Source organism: Novosphingobium rhizosphaerae, assembly GCF_050920675.1.
Taxonomy (GTDB): domain Bacteria; phylum Pseudomonadota; class Alphaproteobacteria; order Sphingomonadales; family Sphingomonadaceae; genus Novosphingobium; species Novosphingobium rhizosphaerae.
Window position 1 is genome coordinate 2,519,407 of sequence record NZ_CP137861.1, and the last position, 18,951, is coordinate 2,538,357.

Here is an 18,951-nt window from a genome sequence, read left to right on the forward strand (position 1 = left end):
CGGAAAAAAGGAGTGGTGGACGCACTAGGGCTCGAACCTAGGACCCGCTGATTAAGAGTCAGCTGCTCTACCAACTGAGCTATGCGTCCGGGTTCCCGAGCGACCGTCGCCGCCCGGGAGCGGCCCCAATAGCGTTTTCTCGCTCGCTGCCAAGCCCCAATTTCAACTTTTTTGGCAAAAGCCCTGTGGAGAATCAGGACAGGCCGGTGGCGCCCCGGCGGCTCCACCGATCGACCGCCATGATCGTGCCGATGCAGACCATGTTGGTCATCATCGACGAGCCGCCATGGCTCAGGAACGGCAGGGGAATGCCCACCACCGGCGCCAGGCCCATGACCATCATCATGTTGATGCAGGCATAGAAAAAGATCGTGGCGACCATGCCGGCGGCCAGCAGGCGGGAAAAGCGATCGGGCGCGCGCAGGGCAACCTTCAGCCCCCAGCGCAGCACCAGGCCGAACACCAGCAGGACGAACAGGCCGCCCAACATGCCCCATTCCTCGGCCATGGTGGCAAACACGAAGTCGGTGTGCGCCTCGGGCAGGTAGTCCAGGTGGCTTTGCGAGCCATGGCCAAAGCCCTTGCCGAAAAAGCCGCCAGAGCCGATCGCGATCTTGGACTGGGTGATGTGATAGCCTGCGCCCAGCGGATCGCTTTCCGGGTCCATGAACACCAGCACCCGCTTGCGCTGGTAGTCATGCAGCGCAAAGAAGAACGCGAGCGGGGCAATCACCGCGCCAGCGCCGCCCGCGCCCAGGAACCAGCGCAAGGGCAACCCGGCCAGGAACATCACGCAAACCGCGCCGAAACAGATCGCCAGCGCGGTGCCCAGGTCCGGCTGCAGCATCACGAAAGCGGCGGGAAAACCCACCAGCAGCGCCGGCGGCGCCAGCGCGCGCCAGGTGCGCGTTTCGCCCGTGGGCAGCACGCTGTAGAACCAGGCCAGCACCAGCACGATCCCCGGCTTCATCAGTTCCGAGGGCTGCAGCGTCATGAAGCCCAGGTTGAGCCAGCGCTGGCTGCCCCCGCCGATGCCGCCGATCAGTTCCACCAGCACCAGCAGCACGCAGAGCGCGCCATAGGCCGGCAGGGCGGCGCGGCGGAACCAATCCTGCGGGATGCGGGCCACCACCATGGCCATGGTCAGGAACACGAAGAAGCGCGCCACGTGCGTGGCCGCCCATGGCTGGAAATGCCCGCCGGCGGCCGAATAGAGCACTGCGCCGCCAAACAGCACCAGCATCAGCAGCGGCAGCAGAACGCCCCAGGGCTGGCGCGAGAGGGCAGCAGGGATATAGGCGCGGCGCATGGCGGTCACTGCCCCCCGTTGGCCGGCGTCGCCGGGCCACCGGCAGTGCCGGGCGAGGGCGTGGGCTGCGGGGTGGGCGCATCGGGTTCGGGGGCGGGGGGCGCGGCGTCGGTCTGCGCAGCGGACGGCTCGGGCGCGGGCTTGTTCTCGTCTTCCACCACTTTGCTCGCCTGCGCTTCGTCGGGCGCGCGCGGGGCGCTGGTGCCATATTGCGCGGCAAAGGCATTGTAGCGGGTGGCCATGCGCTGTTGCACGTTGCCGCCCCAGCCTTGCTCCAGTTCCTCCAGTGCGGCCATCGCCTTGGCCGGATCGAACAGATAAGTCATCACGTCGCGCGCGATGGGATAGGCGCTGGGTGAACCGCCGCCATGCTCGATCGCCACGGCGCAGGCATAGCGCGGCTTGTCGAACGGGGCGAAGCAGATGAAGTGGCCATGGTCGCGCCGCTTCCATTCCACGTTCTTGCCGTTGCCGTGTTGCAGACCCACGACCTGCGCGGTGCCGGTCTTCCCGGCCATCAGCACGTTTTCGATCGGAATGCGCGCCTTGCCCGCCGTGCCGCGCCCGTTGACCACTTCGTTCATCGCCGCGTGGATCAGGTCCAGATGGTCTTGGGCAAAGCCCATCGAGGGCGGCGGCGCGGCGTGCTTGTCAAGGATCAGGCGCGGGGTGAGTTGCAGGCCCGAGGCGATGCGCGACACCATCGTGGCCTGCTGCAGCGGGTTTACCAGCATGTAGCCCTGGCCGATGGTGGCGTTCACCGTGTCATAGATCGCCCATTCCTTGTGGTATTTCCGCAGCTTCCACGCCGGATCGGGCACCGTGCCATAGGATTGCCCCGGATAGGGCATGGGGAATTCCTGGCCCAGGCCCAGGCGCCGCGCCATGGCGGCAATCTTGTCCATGCCGATCTGTTGGGCGAAGTGATAGAAATAGACGTCGCACGACTGGTAGATGCCCTTGAGCATGTCGGTCGAGCCGTGGCCATGGTGGTTCCAGCAGTGGAACACGCGGTTGCCCACGCGCAGGCCGCCGGCGCAATTGACCGACGCCTTGGGATCGAGCCCGGCTTCAAGAAAGGCCATGGCCACCAGCGGCTTGACCGTGGAGCCGGGGGGATAGAGCCCGCGCAGCACCTTGTTGCGCAAGGGCACGTGATCGTCTTCCGACAGCATTTTCCATTCGATGCGGCCGATGCCATCGGAAAAGCTGTTGGGATCGTAGCAAGGCATGGAAACCATCGCCAGCACATCGCCCGTGGCGCAATCCATCACCACGACCGAGCCTGATTCCAGGCCGATGCGCCGCGCGGCATAATCCTGCAACCCGCCCAGGATGGTCAACTGGATCGGCTGGCCAGGCACGTCCTCGCGCGTGCCCAGATCGCGCACCACGCGGCCCGAGGCGGTGGCCTCCACCCGCCGCGCGCCGGGCACGCCGCGCAGGCGCACTTCGAAATGCTTTTCCAGCCCGTCCTTGCCGATCTTGAAGCCGGGCGTGATCAGCAGCGGGTTGCGCTCGCGCTCGTAATCCTCGGCAGAGGCGGGGCCGACATAGCCGACCAGGTGCCCCACCGACGGACCGGTGGGATAATAGCGCGAATAGCCGCGCTGCGGGATCACGCCGGGCATTTCGGGCAGGCGCACGCTGACCGCGGCGAACTTGTCCCAATCGAGCTTGGCCGCCACTTCCACCGGCTGGAACCCGCGCGCCTTGTCCAGCTTGTCCTTGATGTCGTTGATCTTGTCCGCCGTGAGGCCAAGCAGGCCCGACAGCTTGGACAAGGTATCGTCGGCATCGACCAGGCGATCGGGGATCACGTCCACCCGGAAATCGGCGCGGTTGGAGGCCAGCGCCGCGCCATTGCGATCGAGCACCCAGCCGCGGCGGGGCGGGATCAGCGACAGGTTTACGCGGTTGCTTTCCGATGCGGCCTTGTACTTCTCGTTCTCGAAGATCGAGAGATAGGCAAGGCGTGTGGCGAGCAGCGCGCCGACGCTGGCCTGGGCCATGCCCAAGACGAACGTGCGACGCTCGAAACGATTGGTCAGGATAGCCGAGGTGAGCGGCAACTTCTGCTTCACGTCACAGCCTTTTGAGCGGGAGCAGGCGGATCCGGTCGAGCAACGCGACGATCCGCGTGACCACCGGGTGCAGCAACACCGCGAGCAGCACTTGCGGTCCCACCGTGACGGGCAGGGGATAGCCGGTGGCCAACCCGGCGAGGCACGCCGTGAGCACGACATAGGCCGCAAGCAGCGTGGCGGCGGTCAGCCAGTCCTGGATAAAGCCGCGCCACAGGAATTTCTCGTCGATCACGTCCATGGCCAGCATGGTGAGCGACCACAGCACGATGCCGCTGCCAAACGGCTGGCCGCTGTAGAGATCGTCGAACAGGCCCAGCGGCAGCCCGGCCCAGACCGGCAGCAGCGTGGGCCGCAGCAGGCGCCAGGCGAGCAAGGTCATGAAGCCGAGCGGCGGCAGCACCGGCGCGGAGGCGACCACCGGCGAAAACGTGACCATCGAGGCGAGCATGATCGAAAGCCACGGCAGGCCTTGCGCGACCACGGGCGAAGGCCCGCGATTGAGGCGGCGCCGCACGAGGTCTTCGGGATGCGCGGGAAGGAAGGGGAGGGGCATCGATGCGGCCGCGCTTCAAGGATTGCCGTCGTCGGCGGGCGGCGGCGGCGCGGCTTTCTGTGCAGCTTCCAGCGCGGCCTGGGCGCCGGCCTGCCAGGCCGGCAGCACGACCACGAAATCGGCGTCCGACGGGTCGCTGGCGAGATGGCCGGTGGCGCCATCGCGGTGCGGCTCTGTCGCCACGGCCACGGGAATGCCCGGCGGATAGAGCCCGCCCGAGCCCGAGGTGACGAAGACATCGCCCTTTTTCAGTGTGGCGACCCCGGTGTTGATCAGGCGGATTTCGATCCGGCCGTTGGCACCGCCCTGCACGAAGGCGGTAAGGCCATCCGAGGCGCGGCGCACCGGAACCACGTTGTCGGGATCGGTCACCAGCAGCACGCGTGCGGTGTTGGGCCCGGTTTCCACCACGCGGCCGATGAGGCCGCCGGCCGCGCGCACCGGCTGGCCGTTTTGCACGCCCTGGTTGCTGCCTACCGAAAGCACGGCAAAGCGGCGGGTGGACGTGGCGGTGGAGCCGATCAGGCGCGCGCCGGTAACGGGGCGCACGGCGGGATCGACGATCCCGAGCAGCGCTTTGAGCCGGGCGTTTTCTTGTTGCAGCGCATGCATCGTAACCGCGTCGGCGCGAGCGGCCTGCACTTCGCGGGTGAGCGCGGCGTTCTGCCGGCCGGCGTTGAAATAGGCGCCGATCGCGGCGAACACGCCCTGGCTGGCGCTGCGCGTTTCCGCGCCGGCCTGGCCCAGCGGACGCGCCACTTCGCTGGCGGTGGTGCGGGCAAAGGCAAAGGCTTCCGGGTTGAACATCGAGACGCCGAGCACGACGAGACCCGCCACGACGCCCAGAACGGCGATCACGTAGCCGGTGAAAATCCCGTATTGCGCCCTGCGCGAAAAGCCCGGGCGCCGGTCAGGCGACCGCGCCATGATATTCTACCCCTGATACTCTTCTCTATGCCAAGCCAGAGACGCGATGAAGGCCGGCTGAACCGCCGCTTGCCCCAATCGCGCCGCCGGCCCGAATATCGGCATTCCTCAGGCGGTCATCAGCACGCCGCGATAGATCGGATCTTCCATCGCGCGCCCGGTGCCCAGCGCCACGCACGACAGCGGATCTTCCGCCACGCTGACGGGCAGGCCGGTTTCCTCGCGCAAGTGCTCGTCCAGCCCGCGGATCAGGGCGCCACCGCCGGTCAGCACGATGCCCTGGTCGACAATGTCCGCTGCCAGTTCGGGCGCGGTGTTTTCCAGCGCGATGCGCACGCCTTCCACGATCGCGCCGATCGGTTCGGACAGCGCTTCGGCCACGTTGGCCTGGGTGATGGTGATTTCCTTAGGCACGCCGTTGACCAGGTCGCGGCCCTTGATGTGGATGGTTTCACCGATGCCGTCGGCCGGCATCGTGGCGATGCCATAGTCCTTCTTGATGCGCTCGGCCGTCGCTTCTCCAATGAGGAGATTGTGATGGCGGCGCACATAGCTGACGATGGCTTCGTCCATCTTGTCCCCGCCCACGCGCACCGAGGTGGTATAGGCCAGGCCACGCAGCGACAGCACGGCCACTTCGGTGGTGCCACCGCCGATGTCGACGACCATCGAGCCCACCGGCTCGGTCACGGGCATGTCGGCGCCGATCGCGGCGGCCATGGGTTCCAGGATCAGGTAGACCTGGCTGGCGCCGGCATTGCTGGCCGCGTCACGAATGGCGCGGCGTTCCACCGAGGTGGACCCCGACGGCACGCAGATCACGATTTCCGGGTAGCGCAGCAGGCTCTTGCTGCCGTTCACCTTCTGGATGAAGTGCTTGATCATCGCTTCGGCGACTTCGATGTCGGCAATCACGCCATCGCGCAGCGGGCGGATCGCTTCGATGCTGTCGGGCGTCTTGCCCATCATCATCTTGGCATCGTCGCCCACGGCCTTGACCTTCTTGATGCCGTTCAAGGTTTCGATGGCAACGACGGACGGTTCATTGAGAACGATGCCGCGATCCTGGACATAGACGAGGGTGTTCGCCGTGCCGAGGTCGATCGCAATGTTCTGGGAACCGAACTTGAAGAATCGGGAAAACATCGAAGCCATCAGAAAATCCGTGTGATTCGCGCGCGGTACCACCGCCATTGGTGGCCTATGCGCAAAAGTGAGCGCCCGGGGAAGGCGGCTCATTAGCGCAAGCGGGGGGTAAAACCCAATATTTTGTGCGATGGCGGCGTGGGATAAGTCATGCCGCCCGTCTCGAAAAAGGGCACGTTCGTCGCTAGGTTGGCTTCCATGGCCAGTACAACCCGCGTGATACGCCGCCTGCCCGATACGCTGATCAACCGCATCGCCGCGGGCGAGGTGGTGGAGCGCCCGGCCAGCGCGCTCAAGGAACTGGTCGAGAATGCCATCGACGCGGGCGCCACGCAGATTTTCGTGCGCCTTTCGGAAGGCGGCCTGGGCCTGATCGAAGTGACCGACGATGGCTGCGGCATGCGCGCCGAAGAGATCGCCTTGGCGCTGGAACGCCATGCCACGTCCAAGCTGCCGGACGAGGCGATCGAACTGGTCGCGACGCTCGGTTTCCGTGGCGAGGCCCTGCCTTCGATCGCCTCGGTCGCGCGCGTCACGATCGAAAGCCGCAGGCGTGAAGATGGCAGTGGGGCGCAAGGCGAGGCATGGAAACGCGTGGTCGATCACGGCGCGCTGGTGGCCGAAGGGCCCGCCGCCCTGCCGCCGGGCACGCGGGTGCGGGTAGAAGACTTGTTCGGCAAGATCCCGGCGCGGCGCAAGTTCCTGCGCAGCCCGCGTTCGGAATGGGCGTCCAGCCTGGATGTGGTCCGCCGCCTGGCGATGGCACGGCCCGACATCGGTTTTACCCTGGAGCATGACGGCCGCCGCGCGCTGCACGTGCAACCCGGTGACAACCTTGCCGCGCGCGTGGCGCAGCTGGTGGCCCGCGAACTGGCGGACAACGCCGTCGCGGTGGACCTGGCGCGCGGCGATTACCACCTTGTCGGCGTCGCCGGGCTGCCCACCTACAACCGCGGCGTGGCCGATCACCAATACCTGTTCGTCAATGGACGCCCGGTGAAAGACCGCCTGCTGCTCGGCGCGGTGCGCGGCGCCTATGCCGACATGCTGGCGCGCGACCGCCACGCCGTGCTGGCCCTGTTCCTCAATGTCCCGCCCGAGGAAGTGGACGTCAACGTGCACCCGGCCAAGACCGAAGTGCGCTTCCGCGACAGCGCCCTGGTGCGCGGCATGATCGTGACGGGCCTGCGCCAGGCGCTGTCCACCGGCGATCGTCGCGCGGCCCAGACGCCCGACGCCGGGGCGATGCGGGCGTGGCAGGCAGAGCCGATCGTTTCATCCCCAGCGCCGCTGTTCACGCCGCCCGCGGCGCCAGAGCCAGCGCGCCAGGGCAGTATCTTTGCGCCCTCCTATCAGCCGACGCGGCTGAGCGAAGCGGGGCAAGCCTGGCGTGGTTATGAAGCCAGTGTCATGGCCCCGCCGGTTGCGCGGGCCGAGGAAGCGGCAGCCCCGGTGCCCGAAGCGGTGGAGCACCCGCTTGGCGTGGCGCGCGGCCAGGTGGCCAAGACCTATATCGTGGCCGAAGCCAGCGATGGCCTGGTGATCGTCGACCAGCACGCCGCACATGAGCGCCTGGTCCTAGAACGCTTGCGCGCCGCAGGAGCGGGGGACGGTGCCGCGCCGGCCCAGGCGCTGCTCCTGCCCGAAGTGGTGGACCTCGACGAACCGGCCTGCGACCGCCTGGAGGAAGCCGCGCCGCGCCTGGCTGATTTCGGCCTCGCGCTCGAACGCTTCGGCCCGGCCGCGATGCTGGTGCGCAGCGTCCCCGCCGCGCTCGCCAAGGGCGACGTGCAGGCCCTGGTGCGCGACGTGGCCGACGACCTCGCCAAGCACGGCGACGCGCTGCTCTTGGGCGAACGGCTGGATCTCGTCCTGGCCACCATGGCCTGCCACGGCTCGGTCCGCGCCGGGCGCGTGCTCTCGGTGCCGGAAATGAACGCCCTGCTGCGCGAAATGGAAGTGACGCCACGCTCGGGCCAGTGCAACCATGGCCGGCCTACCTGGGTAAAGCTGGCGCATGGGGATATCGAGAAGCTGTTCGGGCGGAAGTAGGGACCTAGCGCCGCAATAAACGACCGCGCATCCCGCCATTCTCGGAGCTTTGCAGGGAGAAGTCAGTGCTTGCGAGAATGGTGGCTCAGCTTATCGGCCTATCGCTGTTCGCATCGTCGGCACAGGCCGCGATGTAGAAGGTTGTCAGCGTGGCGCCGGAAAAGTGGGAACTTTACACACGGACAGCAGAAGATGGTCGTCCTCTTGTGGTGATGGCGCGACAGCGCGACGAAAGCACAGAAACGTTGTTGCAAAACGGCATCGTCACCCTGGTCCGGTGCCGTGCTGATCCTGATGCGGTAAACGGACAAGGGATGCCAAAGGGTACCGACCGCCTTTATCCGCTGGAAGACAGGCTTGATGAGGAGCCTGCGTTGCGTGCCGTTGGGGGGATTCGTGTGGCAAGCGTGACTGGGCAGGGCGAGCGCCGAATGATCCTCGTGCACAGAAGCCCCATCGACCTTGCCCCCGTTCTCGCTGCGTTTCCGGTAGAAGGCTATACTTGCGGAATCTCGGCGGTTTCGGATCGCGCCGCCCTGATCCAGCTCGTCACGCCCACCGAGGTCGAGCATCAATTCAACGCCGATGCAGACGTGATCGCGTCCCTTGAGAAGCAGGGGGATGACGGCCATGCACCGCGAAGTACCGATTTCTGGTTCTATGGCAGCCCAGAGGCGCTCAAAGCCACCGCCGGCCGGCTCGGGCCGCTCGGCTTTTCGGTAAAGCGATGGCTGGATGGCCGCTCCGGCATTGTCCTTTCCCGCACCATGCCGGTCGATCTCTCCAGCTTTCAGGCGGTCACCCCGGCAATCGTTGACGCAGCCGGCCAGAACGATGTCGAGTATGACGGCTGGGAAACAGAAGTCATCTCGGCGAGCGCGAAATGAAACAGTACCATCACGCATGGGGCAAGATCGGGCTTGCCGCCTTTCTCCTTGCCGGCACGGTTGGATGTAAGCAGCAAGGGTTGCCCGCAACGCCGCTGTTTGCCGGGGTTGAAGGCAGCACCTTTCAACAAGGCAGCGCGATGATCCAGCAAAGGCTCGATGCTCGTTTCCCCAAGGGCTCTTCCGCTCGCGCGCTGGCGGCATATCTTGAGCAACAAGGATTGATCTTGGTCCGTCCGGACGGAGGAGCGTTGCCCACCACCGGTAGCGCGCAGGCCAAAGTTCGCGGTTTTGTCTGCGGGAGTCAGGTCCGCGTGGATTGGAAAGCTGCCAAGAATCAGGCAGTTGAGCGGATCTTCGCCCTGTATGGCGACACGGGCTGCCTGTAGCGTAGGGTGTGTGCGTGCCGTTTACGGGCTGGCCAATGCCAAGCTGGCCCACAGCGTATTCAGAAGCTGTTCGGGCGGAAGTGGCATCAGACTACCCCACCGGAAGATGCTCTCGGCTGAGTCAGTCGATCATCGTTTCGACGGTTTCGTGTGGATAGAGCACGAATTCCCGATAGAGCTTGAAGTGCGCGGTCTGTTCGATGGCGGTGGGTCGAAAGCCGAATTCGTCGAGTTGCCAGAGATCGGCATCTGGCAGGGCCATCAGGATGGGTGAGTGTGTGGCCATGATGATCTGGCAGGTGCCGGCGCGCTGAAGTTGGCGCAGCAGCTTGAGGAACTCGAACTGCTTGGCCGGTGACAGGGCCGATTCCGGTTCGTCGAGAATGAAAAGACCCGGTTCGGTAAGGCGCTCTTCGAAGAAGCTGAAGAAGCCTTCGCCGTGCGACGCGCGCAGATAGCCGGCGCGCAGGGATCCCATCTCATCGAGATAGCGGGCCACGGAAAAGAAGCTCTCGGCGCGGAAAAACCAGCCATGCTTGACCTGGGGCAGCCATGCTGCCTTGAGCAGCTCGCCCAGGCGCGCTCCGTCTTCGCCCGAAGCGACCGAGGGGGCAACGGCACGCATGCCCGCTGCGCCACCGCTTTCGCTAAAGCCGGCCATGGTGGCCAACGCCTCCAGAATGGTGGACTTGCCCGAGCCGTTTTCGCCGACAATGATTGTGATTGCCTTTCCGAATGTCAGGTCGAGGCCCTCGTTCTGGACGATGGGCAACGACAGGGGATAGGCATTCCAGTCCAATTCGGCGTCTTGGGAAATGGTGGGCAGCCAGGCGCGCTTCAGGAATGGGGGCGGCAATCGGATGGTGCGGGATCTACGGCTCATCGCGGTTCTCTTCCAACAGGCGAGCAAGGCATAAGGAATGCGCGGAAGCGCAGGCAAGGACAGAAGGCGTTAACCGACAGGAAAACCGCGCCAACATCCACCTTCCGTGCAGCGGGTGAGGATCTGCTTGGTTGCTGGTGCTTGTGAGATTATCGAGGGGCTTGCCTGCGAAAAGGAGAGAGAGTTCATGCGGCACATTGCGATCCTTCTGCCCCTGGCCGCCCTGACCGCCTGCCACAAGGCGCCGCAAGAGAGCGACGCGGCCGCGATTGCCCAGGTGGAGGCGGCGCAGAAGGAGCGGGCGCCGGCGCGCGAGATCAGCCCGCAAGTGATCGACTTCTTCGATATCACCAAAGGCAAGCTGACCGGATCGGGATGCAACTTCGTACCTGACAATGGCGGGATGGGTGCCGTGCTGCTGGCGCAGGAGGACCGGGGCATCATCAAGCTGGACGGCGCGCCGGTTATCCTGGCGGCTGACAAGGGCAGCGCGAAGCTGCCCCAGCATGGCTGGTCGCACTACACCGGGCGCGAATGGGCGCTCACGCTGACGCGGATCGATGATGGCAAGGGCAAGACGATGGGCGTGATCGACAGCTTTACCGGGCAATTGATCATTACCGATGCCGATAATCGCCCGGTCTACAACGCCAAGGGCAATGTGCAGTGCAAGCCGATGTAGGTTTCGTCACCATATCGCGCAAAAACACCAATCTGGCGCGTTTGGGCATTTCCCGTGGTTCCCCTTTGCCGCCTTGTGCGTCTTCCATCGCGCGGGGGCGCCAACGACTAAGGGAAATGCCTATGAACAAGGGTCGCCACATCGTGTTGCTTTCAGCACTTTTGCCAATGGCGCTGGCAGGGTGCGCAACCACCGGATCGGTTAAGCGCGCGCAAGCGGCTGCTGATCAGGCACAGGCGCGAGCCGACGAAGGGGTTACGGCCGCACAGCGGGCACAGGGCTCTGCCGACACTGCGGCACAGGCTGCGGCGCAGGCCCAGGGTTCGGCCAACAATGCGATGGCTGCCGCACAAGGCGCCGGTTCGGCCGCGCAGGCCGCCTCGATGGCGGCGCAATCGGCCGGCACCCGTGCGGACTCTCTGGAAACGCGCCTGCGTTCGCTCGAACGCTGGAAGTGGGCGAAGACCCACCCCAAGAAGGCGAAGAAGCACCATGCCCGTCACCATGCGGCCAAGCGGCAGAACACGCTGCATCGCCCGGTGACCGCCGACCAGACTTCGGCACAGCACATGTAATCATTGCCAGGGCGCGCGTTGCATCGGCACGCGCGCCCTTTTTTCGCCGGTCAATCGGTGGCAGTGGGATCGCGCGTTGAAACCATCGCGTTGCTCACCATGGTCAGAACCACGACATCGTCTTGGTTGAGCACGCGGGTGGCGGCGCGAAACAGGCCCATCTCGGGGCGCGACTGGCTGCGGCGCTTGCCCAGGATTTCGGTTTCCACCCGAAGTGTGTCGCCGGGATAGACCGGATGGCGCCAGCGCAGTTCGTCGATGCCGGGCGAACCCAGGCCCTGGTGGCCGGCGCGCTCCTGCTCTTCCACGATCATTGCCATGGTCATGGCGCAAGTGTGCCAGCCGCTCGCCGAAAGCCGCCCGAAATGGGTGGCCGCGGCCGCTTCGTCAGACAGGTGGAACGGCTGCGGATCGTATTTGCCCGCAAATTCGACCACTTCCTCGCGCGTGACGACACGCTGCCCGAACCGGGCAACGGCGCCAACCTCCAGATCTTCATAGTATCGCATGGTGGCAGGGTGCACCTGCCTTACGCTTACGTCAACCGTGCACTCAGACGTTGAACTTGAAGTGCATCACGTCGCCGTCCTTGACGACGTATTCCTTGCCTTCCTGGCGCAGTTTGCCTGCGTCGCGCGCGGCCGCTTCGCCGCCCAGGCCGACGAAATCGTCATAGGCGATGGTTTCGGCACGGATGAAGCCGCGCTGCATGTCGGAGTGGATTTCGCCTGCCGCTTCGGGGGCCTTGGCGCCCTGGTGCACGGTCCAGGCGCGGGCTTCCTTGGGGCCCACGGTGAAGAAGGTGAGCAGGTGCAAGAGATCGTACCCGGCGCGGATCACGCGGTTGAGCCCGGTTTCGTGCAGGCCCAGTTCTTCCAGGAACGCCAGGCGCTCTTCGGTGTCCATGCCGATCAGGTCTGCCTCGATCGCGGCGGAAACCACCACGGCTTCGGCGCCTTCCGCCTTGGCCTTTTCGAACACGCGAGCCGAATGGGCGTTGCCGCTGGCCGCGCTTTCCTCTTCCACGTTGCAGACATAGAGCACCGGCTTGGCGGTGAGCAGCTGGGCCTGGCGGAACAGGCGCTCTTCCTCGTCGTCCTTGGGCTGGGTCAGCCGGGCGGGCTTGCCTTCGCGCAGCAGTTCCAGCGCCTGGCCCAGGACCGAGGCCATGGCCTTGGCTTCCTTGTCGCCGCTGGTCGCCTTCTTGGCGGCGGCGGGCACGCGCTTTTCCAGGCTGTCGAGATCGGCCAGCATCAGTTCGGTTTCCACCGTGTCGGCATCCGACAGCGGATCGACGCGGTTGTCCACGTGCTGGATATCGTCGTTTTCAAAGCAGCGCAGGACGTGGATGATCGCATCCACCTCGCGGATGTTGCCCAGGAACTGGTTGCCCAGGCCTTCGCCCTTGGATGCGCCGCGCACCAGGCCGGCAATGTCGACAAAGCCAAGCTGGGTGGGGATGATCTTCTGGCTGCCGGCGATCTTGGCCAGGGTATCGAGCCGGGCATCGGGCACGCCCACGTTGCCCACGTTGGGTTCGATGGTGCAGAACGGATAGTTGGCGGCCTGGGCGGCCTGCGTCTCGGTCAGCGCGTTGAACAGCGTCGACTTGCCGACATTGGGAAGGCCGACGATCCCGCAACGAAAACCCATCTTCGTGTCCTTGGCTATGGCCCCAAGCCGATGCGGGGCCGCATATTGCGGCTGGCGATGGTGGCTTGCACGCGCAAGGTCAAGGGGGCACGGGTGGCAGGGCACGGGGTTTTGCGTGGGGTGGCGACAATCTTCATCGAAGTTTCAACCCTTGCTGGCATGGCAGGCGGCATGAAGCGCCCTGCCTGGTCTTCCCTTTCGCGTTCCTCTCGTGGGTTGGCGCTCGCCCTGGTGGCGGGCGCGGGGCTGGCGCTGGCCGGCTGTGGCGATGATCCGTCAGCCCATGCCGCCCGCGCGCGCACGGCCTTTGCCGCGCAGGATTTCGTGGCGGCACGGATGGAGGCGCTGGCTGCGCTCGATTCTGGGCTCGATTCGGGCAAGCTGGCGCCGGGCGATGCCCAGGCCCTACTGCGCCTGCTGGCGCGCGCGCAGTTGCAATTGGGTGATGGCGATGGCGCCCAGGCCACCTTGGTGCGGCTGGACGAAGCCGGCGGTGGAGGGGCCACGGTCAATCGCATGAAGGCCGAAGCGGCGCTGCTGCGCGGGCTACCGCGCCAGGCGTTGTCGCTGCTCGGGCAGGATGGCGATGCCGATGCCTGGCGCCTGCGCGCCGCCGCGCAGCAGGCGCTGGGCAACAATGCCGATGCACTGGCCGCCTTCCGCCAGGGCCTTGCCGCTGGCGATAACGTGGCGCTGGCGCGCGATTATGCCCGATTCCTGATCACGGCCGAAGACTATGCCGGCGCGCAAGCGGCGCTGGCGGTGATGCAGCGCGGCGATCCCAAGGGCCTCGATACCGCGATGGTGGAAGGCGCGCTGCGGGCCAAGCAGGGGCAGCTTGACCAGGCGGCCGCGGCCTATGACCGGGCGATCGCCGGCTATCCCACCCGTGTGGAACCGTTGATCGAGCGAGCCAACCTGGCCGACATGCAGGGCCAGTTGGACCGGGCCATCGGCCTGATCACCCGCGCCGCCAAGCTGGCGCCGGGCGATGGCCGCGTGCTCGACCTGCAAGTGCAGTTCGCCAGCGAGAAAGGCGATTGGGAAAAGGTGCGCCAATTGCTGGCCCCGCACGAGATCGATCTCGATCCGCGCACGCCCAATGGCCTCACGTATGCCGAGGCGTTGTTGCGCCTGGGCCATCCCGAGCAGGCGCGGGTGATCTTTGCCCGCGCCCTGCTGCTTTCGCCGCAGAACCCCTATTCGCGCATGATGCTGGCCGAAGCGCAATTGGCCACCGGCGATCCCGCCACGGCCTTGCGCACGATCCGGCCGCTGTCGGATTCGCTGCTGGCCGGCCCGCGCGAACTGGACCTGGCGCTGCGTGCGGCGCGGGCGGCGGGCGATCCGGCTGCCGATGCCCTGGCGGGACGCATCCGCTCTGCCCAGTGGCAGCAGGACCAGCGCCTGGCCGGAGAAGGGCAGGCGGCCATGGGCCGGCGCGATTGGGCCGCGGCGATCGAGGCTTATACGGCGCTGCTGGCCGATGGCAGCGATGCCGAAGTGCTAAAGCGCCTGGCCGTGGCGTGCAGCAACGCCGGGCGCCACCACGAGGCGATTGCCTATGCCGACCGCGCCCTGCTGATCGCGCCGCGCGATCCCGACATGGTGCACATGGCTGGTCTCGCGCGGCTCAATGCCGGGCAAGACCTGGATGCGGCGCGCCGGCTGCTCGCCCGCGCCGCAGAGGCCGAGCCCGCCAACCGCCTGTTCCGCGCCGATCTGGCCCGCGCCCAGGCACGCTGACACCGCGCTGGGCCATTTTCAACGCAACACGCCGCCCAAGCCAGGCTTGGACGGCGTGCGGAGAAACAACGCTGAGGCGGTTGCGGGGGCCAGCCGGGCCGCGCCGTATGCGCAAACCCGTCCCTGTGCCGGTATCCCCCGCTATGCGCCGGCGTGGATCAGCGGCGACGGCGGCGCACGAAGGCCAGGCCGGCCAGGCCCGCACCCATCAGGCCGAGCATGCCCGGTTCCGGCACGTCGGTGCCGCCGGTCGACGAGGAAGTGGTGCTGCCGCCCGAGGTCGTCGAAGAGGTGGTCGAGCCGCCCGAAGTGGTCGAAGACGTGGTGCTGCCACCCGAAGTCGAGGACGAGGTGGTCGAACCGCCCGAGGTGGACGACGTGGTCGAAGACGTGGTGCTGCCGCCCGAGGTCGACGAAGTCGAGGACGAGGTGGACGACGTGCTGCCGCACATGGCCGCACCGGACGAGTGGCCGCAGTTGCAGTAGTGCGTGTGGAAGAAGGTGGCATGGGCCGGTGCGGCAGCAATGGTGGTGGTCATCGCGGCGGCGAGAATGGCAATCGAGCGCTTCATGGTCTGTCCCCTGTCAAATCCGGTAAAGTGGCGAATTCGAGAATTCCGTCTTGGTTGACGGGAATAAAAGCAAATCCGGTGCCAATTGCGGATTTCCGCCATTTTCGATAGTTAATGGTGCTTCAGGGGTATGGCTGTTGTAAGCGTTTCCGACGGTTTGTACGCGGATCGGCGTTAACCTTTTCGTTTCGTTGCAGTCCGCGCCGATGGGGTCAATCCTGCTGGCGCAGCGCCACGTCGTTCATGAAACGGGTGTCTTCGCCGCGTGCCAGGCGGTCCGCCTCTGCCGCCACGGCGCCCAGCATGGTGACCAGGTCGTCCTGCTCGGCCTTGGCGAAGGGGCTGAGTACATAGCCGGTGACGCGATCCTTGTGGCCGGGATGGCCGATGCCCAGGCGAATGCGGCGGAAATCGGCGCCGCAATGCTGGTCGATCGATCGCAAGCCGTTGTGGCCGGCATGGCCGCCGCCTTGCTTCACTTTCACCTTGAACGGGGCCAGGTCCAACTCGTCGTGGAACACGGTGAGCGCGTCGGTCCCCAGCTTGTAGAAGCGCAGCGCTTCGCCCACGGCACGGCCGCTTTCGTTCATGAACGTTGCGGGCTTGAGCAGGATCACCTTGTCGCCACCGATGCGGCCTTCCTGCACCCAGCCCTGGAATTTCTTCTGCACCGGGCCAAAGCCATGCACTTCGGCAATGGTGTCGAGCGCCATGAAGCCCACGTTGTGGCGGTGCAGCGCGTATTGCGGGCCGGGATTGCCCAGGCCAACCCAGACTTGCATGGCAGATGCTCCTTGCCGTCGCGCGGCTCCAAAAAGAAACCCCTCCTGCGCGGCAGAAGGGGTTCCCGATAGCTTGCCGGCCTGCACAGCTTTTTGCGCTGCGCAGGCCCGGAAGGATCAACCTTCCGTGGTGGCTTCGCCGGCTTCTTCTTCCTCGGTCAGCACCGTGGGGGTGGCGATCGTGGCAATGGTGAAGTCGCGGTCGGTAATGGCCGAGCGGGCGCCGGCGGGCAGGTTCACAGCGCTGATATGCACCGAGTCGCCCACTTCCAGACCGGAAAGATCGACGATGATGTCATCGGGGATCTTGTTGGCTTCGCACACCAGTTCGAGTTCGTGGCGCACGATGTTGAGCACGCCACCAGCCTTGATGCCGGGGGCCTTTTCTTCATTCTGGAACACCACGGGCACGTTCACGTGCACTTCGGCGTTGGCGGCCACGCGCAGGAAGTCGGCGTGCTGCGGACGGTCGCTCACGGCGTGGAAGGCCACGTCCTTGGGCAGGGTGCGGACGGTCTGGCCGCCGATGGTCAGCTCGACGATCGAGTTGAAGAAGTGGCCGGTGCCCAGGGCCTTGGCCAGCGCCTTTTCCTCGATGTGGATGGCAACCGGTTCCTGGTTGCCGCCATAGATCACGGCGGGGGTGCGGCCTTCGCGACGCAGAACACGGGAGGCTCCCTTGCCAGCCCGTTCGCGCAGCTCAGCCGACAGAGTCAGCGTCTCGCTCATGTGAATTACCTTCCGAAATAAATCTGTTGTGCATTCCTTCCGCCACGCCTCCAGGGATGACCATGACGGGGAAGCGGCGGCCCATAGCCGATTGCCGCGAAAATGCAAGCGCGCCAGTGCTTGATCAGGCGCTATTCCACCCGGCGCACCAGCCAGCCGCGCGCCTTGAGCAGGGCAGGCAGGCCATCGCTGCCCGCCACATGCGCCGCGCCAACGGCGATGAACGGTGCGGCGCCATCTTTCAGCATCGCATCGATCTGCGCCGCCCAGGCCGCATTGCGCGCCGTCAGCAGCGCCTGGTGCAGCGTGGGATCGGACAGGAAGCCTTTCTGGCTTTCGCGGGCAATGCCCAGGTCATCGCCGCGCAGCCACAGGCGCACCATGTCGGCATCGTCGTCGCTGTCGTCGGCCGCCTCCACGGCAACTTGTTCCAGCAGGGTCTGCTGCGCGTATGGCGGCAAGGTATCGAAAATGCCGAATTGCCCGTCCAGCGTTTCCAGGCCCTGCACGGGCTTGCCGCCGATCAGCTTGCGCAATTGCGGCTCCACCCCGCTGGCCGGGTCCATGCCCTGCTTTTCCCCGCCGATCGAGGCGATCTGCAGGGCTACGGCCCAGGTTTCCTCGTTCTGGAACTGCGCGTCGGTGAGGTTGAGATCTTTGTAGACCTTGGCCAGCGCCGCGCGATACTTCATTGCCACCCGTTGCGACGGGGGCGGCAGGCCGGGGGTGTAGGCCAGGCGTGCCAGGGCGACGCCGGCGACATTGCCATCGAGCGGTTGCGCGATTTCCAGCACGAGACGGTCGGCATTGGCCAGCGCGTGGTCGATCGCCGGCCGGCGCCATTGCAGCCCGGCGGGCAGGGCATGCACTGTGCCGAAGATCCAGCCGCGCGTGCCGCTGGTATCGGCGATTTCCCACAGCGCCACTTTGGCCGGCGGCGCTTGCGGCGCAGGCTTGTGACAGGCGGCGGCGAGCAGGGCGAACGCGGCGGCAAGGACGTTTTTCCAGCGCATGGCCTATTGCACCCGGGTGACGGCAATGCCGTCCTTGGCCAGATCGTCCTGCACGCTGCCCTTGCCGGCAAGGTGCCCGGCGCCCACTGCCACGAACACCGTGCCCGGCGTTTTAAGGCGTTGCACGATCCATTTGGCCCAGGTGGCGTTGCGGCGGGTGAGCAAGGTTTCGACCAGGCGCGGATCATCCTGCATGTCTGCGGTCATCAAGCGGCCCAGTTCGTCGGGATCACCCGCGCGCCAGGCATTGACCATCTGGGCGATCTGCATGCCGATGGTATCGTACTGGGCGATCACCGTGTCGAGCCAGGCGATTTGCGCGTCCTGAGGCAGGCCATCGAGCAGGCCAAGCTGGAACGCCACGGTTTCGAGCGCCTCCTGCTTTTGCGGGTGGGCGTTTTCCAATGTTGCTTCCACGCCTTGCGAGGTCAGATAGCCGCGCTGGATCAGCGGCAGCAGGGATAGCGCGGTGGCCGCCATCCATGGCTTGTAGGCATCGAACTGTGCAGCCGGAACGCCCGAGGCGGTCAGCGTGGCGGCAAGCCTGCCGGCGCGTTCCGGCCCCAACAGCGCGGGCAGGGTCTGACCGGCCGGCAGCATACCGGGGGAAAGGCTCGCCCCATGCTCTGCCGAGGCCTGCGTGTCGGCCTGCGCAATTTCGGTAACGAGCGTGTCTGACCCTTGCAGCGCTTGCGCGACGGGCCCCACCAGCCATGGCGCGCCGCCCTTGGGCAGCACATGGATCGTGCCGAACAGCCAGATGGTGGTATCGGCATCGGACACTTTCCACAGCGCTGGGCGCGATGGCGGCGGCGTATCGGCGGCGGGCAGCGACGGCACGATCTGGGCCTTGGCCGGCAGCGGCTGCCACAATAGCGCGAACACGGCGCAGGCGGAGATCAGGCTGGGAAGGGGCTTGGGAAAACGGCGCATGCTTGTCCCATGCACAGCGCAGGCTGCCATGGG

General features: G+C 66.0%; 19 protein-coding genes and 1 tRNA gene. 6 read left to right on the forward strand and 14 right to left on the reverse strand.

Translation table 11 applies throughout. The annotated features are described in order from the left end of the window. Positions 1-13: 13 nt before the first annotated feature. The 6 genes from R9J51_RS11505 to R9J51_RS11530 form a co-directional block, all read right to left on the reverse strand. Positions 14-89, reverse strand: a tRNA-Lys gene (locus tag R9J51_RS11505). A gap of 104 nt (positions 90-193) precedes the next feature. Continuing rightward, positions 194-1,309 (reverse strand): rod shape-determining protein RodA, encoded by a 1,116-nt coding sequence (gene rodA, locus R9J51_RS11510; RefSeq protein ID WP_168555473.1) that lies wholly within the window; start codon positions 1,307-1,309, stop codon positions 194-196. Positions 1,310-1,314: 5 nt separating this feature from the next. Then, positions 1,315-3,393, reverse strand: coding sequence for a penicillin-binding protein 2 (gene mrdA / locus R9J51_RS11515; RefSeq protein ID WP_169474213.1), 2,079 nt, complete (start codon positions 3,391-3,393; stop codon positions 1,315-1,317). A gap of 1 nt (position 3,394) precedes the next feature. After that, positions 3,395-3,949 carry a rod shape-determining protein MreD gene (locus R9J51_RS11520; protein WP_168554597.1) on the reverse strand — a complete coding sequence of 185 codons (555 nt, stop codon included), beginning with the start codon at positions 3,947-3,949 and terminating at the stop codon, positions 3,395-3,397. 15 nt (positions 3,950-3,964) lie between these two features. Continuing rightward, positions 3,965-4,876 (reverse strand): rod shape-determining protein MreC, encoded by a 912-nt coding sequence (gene mreC, locus R9J51_RS11525; protein WP_168554598.1) that lies wholly within the window; start codon positions 4,874-4,876, stop codon positions 3,965-3,967. Positions 4,877-4,984: 108 nt separating this feature from the next. Then, on the reverse strand, positions 4,985-6,031 hold the full coding sequence (locus R9J51_RS11530; protein WP_168554599.1) for a rod shape-determining protein: 1,047 nt from the start codon (positions 6,029-6,031) through the stop codon (positions 4,985-4,987). Between the two features lie 189 nt (positions 6,032-6,220). On the opposite strand from R9J51_RS11530, the gene mutL reads away from it, so the two are divergent. The 3 genes from mutL (at position 6,221) to R9J51_RS11545 (ending at position 9,350) form a co-directional block, all read left to right on the forward strand. Further along, positions 6,221-8,074 (forward strand): DNA mismatch repair endonuclease MutL, encoded by a 1,854-nt coding sequence (mutL, locus tag R9J51_RS11535; RefSeq protein ID WP_179504525.1) that lies wholly within the window; start codon positions 6,221-6,223, stop codon positions 8,072-8,074. A 149-nt stretch (positions 8,075-8,223) separates the two neighbouring features. Beyond that, a complete protein-coding gene (locus tag R9J51_RS11540; RefSeq protein WP_179504526.1) occupies positions 8,224-8,961 on the forward strand; it encodes a ribonuclease E inhibitor RraB in 738 nt (245 codons plus the stop codon). Continuing rightward, complete coding sequence (locus R9J51_RS11545) at positions 8,958-9,350, forward strand: hypothetical protein (protein WP_179504527.1); 393 nt, start codon at positions 8,958-8,960, stop codon at positions 9,348-9,350. Before R9J51_RS11540 ends, R9J51_RS11545 begins: the two co-directional genes overlap by 4 nt. Positions 9,351-9,471: 121 nt before the next feature. Here the strand turns inward: R9J51_RS11545 and R9J51_RS11550 are convergent, their stop codons facing one another. Further along, a complete protein-coding gene (locus R9J51_RS11550) occupies positions 9,472-10,290 on the reverse strand; it encodes an AAA family ATPase (RefSeq protein ID WP_432787401.1) in 819 nt (272 codons plus the stop codon). A 130-nt stretch (positions 10,291-10,420) separates the two neighbouring features. Here R9J51_RS11550 and R9J51_RS11555 point away from each other — a divergent pair, with 130 nt between their 5' ends. Both R9J51_RS11555 and R9J51_RS11560 read left to right on the forward strand, forming a co-directional pair. Next, positions 10,421-10,915: a hypothetical protein gene (locus R9J51_RS11555; protein WP_179504529.1), complete on the forward strand. Its 495-nt coding sequence runs from the start codon at positions 10,421-10,423 to the stop codon at positions 10,913-10,915. A 122-nt stretch (positions 10,916-11,037) separates the two neighbouring features. Continuing rightward, positions 11,038-11,490 (forward strand): hypothetical protein, encoded by a 453-nt coding sequence (locus tag R9J51_RS11560; RefSeq protein ID WP_179504530.1) that lies wholly within the window; start codon positions 11,038-11,040, stop codon positions 11,488-11,490. Between the two features lie 50 nt (positions 11,491-11,540). Here the strand turns inward: R9J51_RS11560 and R9J51_RS11565 are convergent, their stop codons facing one another. Continuing rightward, the gene (locus R9J51_RS11565) at positions 11,541-11,999 is read right to left on the reverse strand and encodes a MaoC family dehydratase (RefSeq protein ID WP_168554605.1); all 459 of its coding nucleotides are present in this window, start codon (positions 11,997-11,999) and stop codon (positions 11,541-11,543) included. 43 nt (positions 12,000-12,042) lie between these two features. Further along, positions 12,043-13,143 carry a redox-regulated ATPase YchF gene (ychF, locus tag R9J51_RS11570; RefSeq protein WP_169474219.1) on the reverse strand — a complete coding sequence of 367 codons (1,101 nt, stop codon included), beginning with the start codon at positions 13,141-13,143 and terminating at the stop codon, positions 12,043-12,045. Between the two features lie 171 nt (positions 13,144-13,314). On the opposite strand from ychF, the gene R9J51_RS11575 reads away from it, so the two are divergent. Further along, positions 13,315-14,889 (forward strand): tetratricopeptide repeat protein, encoded by a 1,575-nt coding sequence (locus R9J51_RS11575; RefSeq protein WP_179504531.1) that lies wholly within the window; start codon positions 13,315-13,317, stop codon positions 14,887-14,889. 158 nt (positions 14,890-15,047) lie between these two features. Here the strand turns inward: R9J51_RS11575 and R9J51_RS11580 are convergent, their stop codons facing one another. From R9J51_RS11580 to R9J51_RS11600, 5 genes are all read right to left on the reverse strand, one after another. After that, positions 15,048-15,461, reverse strand: a complete 414-nt coding sequence (locus R9J51_RS11580) for a PEP-CTERM sorting domain-containing protein (protein ID WP_169474221.1) — start codon at positions 15,459-15,461, stop codon at positions 15,048-15,050. A 212-nt stretch (positions 15,462-15,673) separates the two neighbouring features. Further along, positions 15,674-16,243 (reverse strand): aminoacyl-tRNA hydrolase, encoded by a 570-nt coding sequence (gene pth / locus R9J51_RS11585; protein ID WP_179504532.1) that lies wholly within the window; start codon positions 16,241-16,243, stop codon positions 15,674-15,676. A gap of 117 nt (positions 16,244-16,360) precedes the next feature. Beyond that, a complete protein-coding gene (locus tag R9J51_RS11590) occupies positions 16,361-16,972 on the reverse strand; it encodes a 50S ribosomal protein L25/general stress protein Ctc (protein WP_169474223.1) in 612 nt (203 codons plus the stop codon). A 131-nt stretch (positions 16,973-17,103) separates the two neighbouring features. After that, positions 17,104-17,985 carry a TraB/GumN family protein gene (locus tag R9J51_RS11595; RefSeq protein ID WP_168554611.1) on the reverse strand — a complete coding sequence of 294 codons (882 nt, stop codon included), beginning with the start codon at positions 17,983-17,985 and terminating at the stop codon, positions 17,104-17,106. A 3-nt stretch (positions 17,986-17,988) separates the two neighbouring features. Continuing rightward, a complete protein-coding gene (locus R9J51_RS11600) occupies positions 17,989-18,918 on the reverse strand; it encodes a TraB/GumN family protein (protein WP_179504533.1) in 930 nt (309 codons plus the stop codon). Positions 18,919-18,951 lie beyond the last annotated feature (33 nt).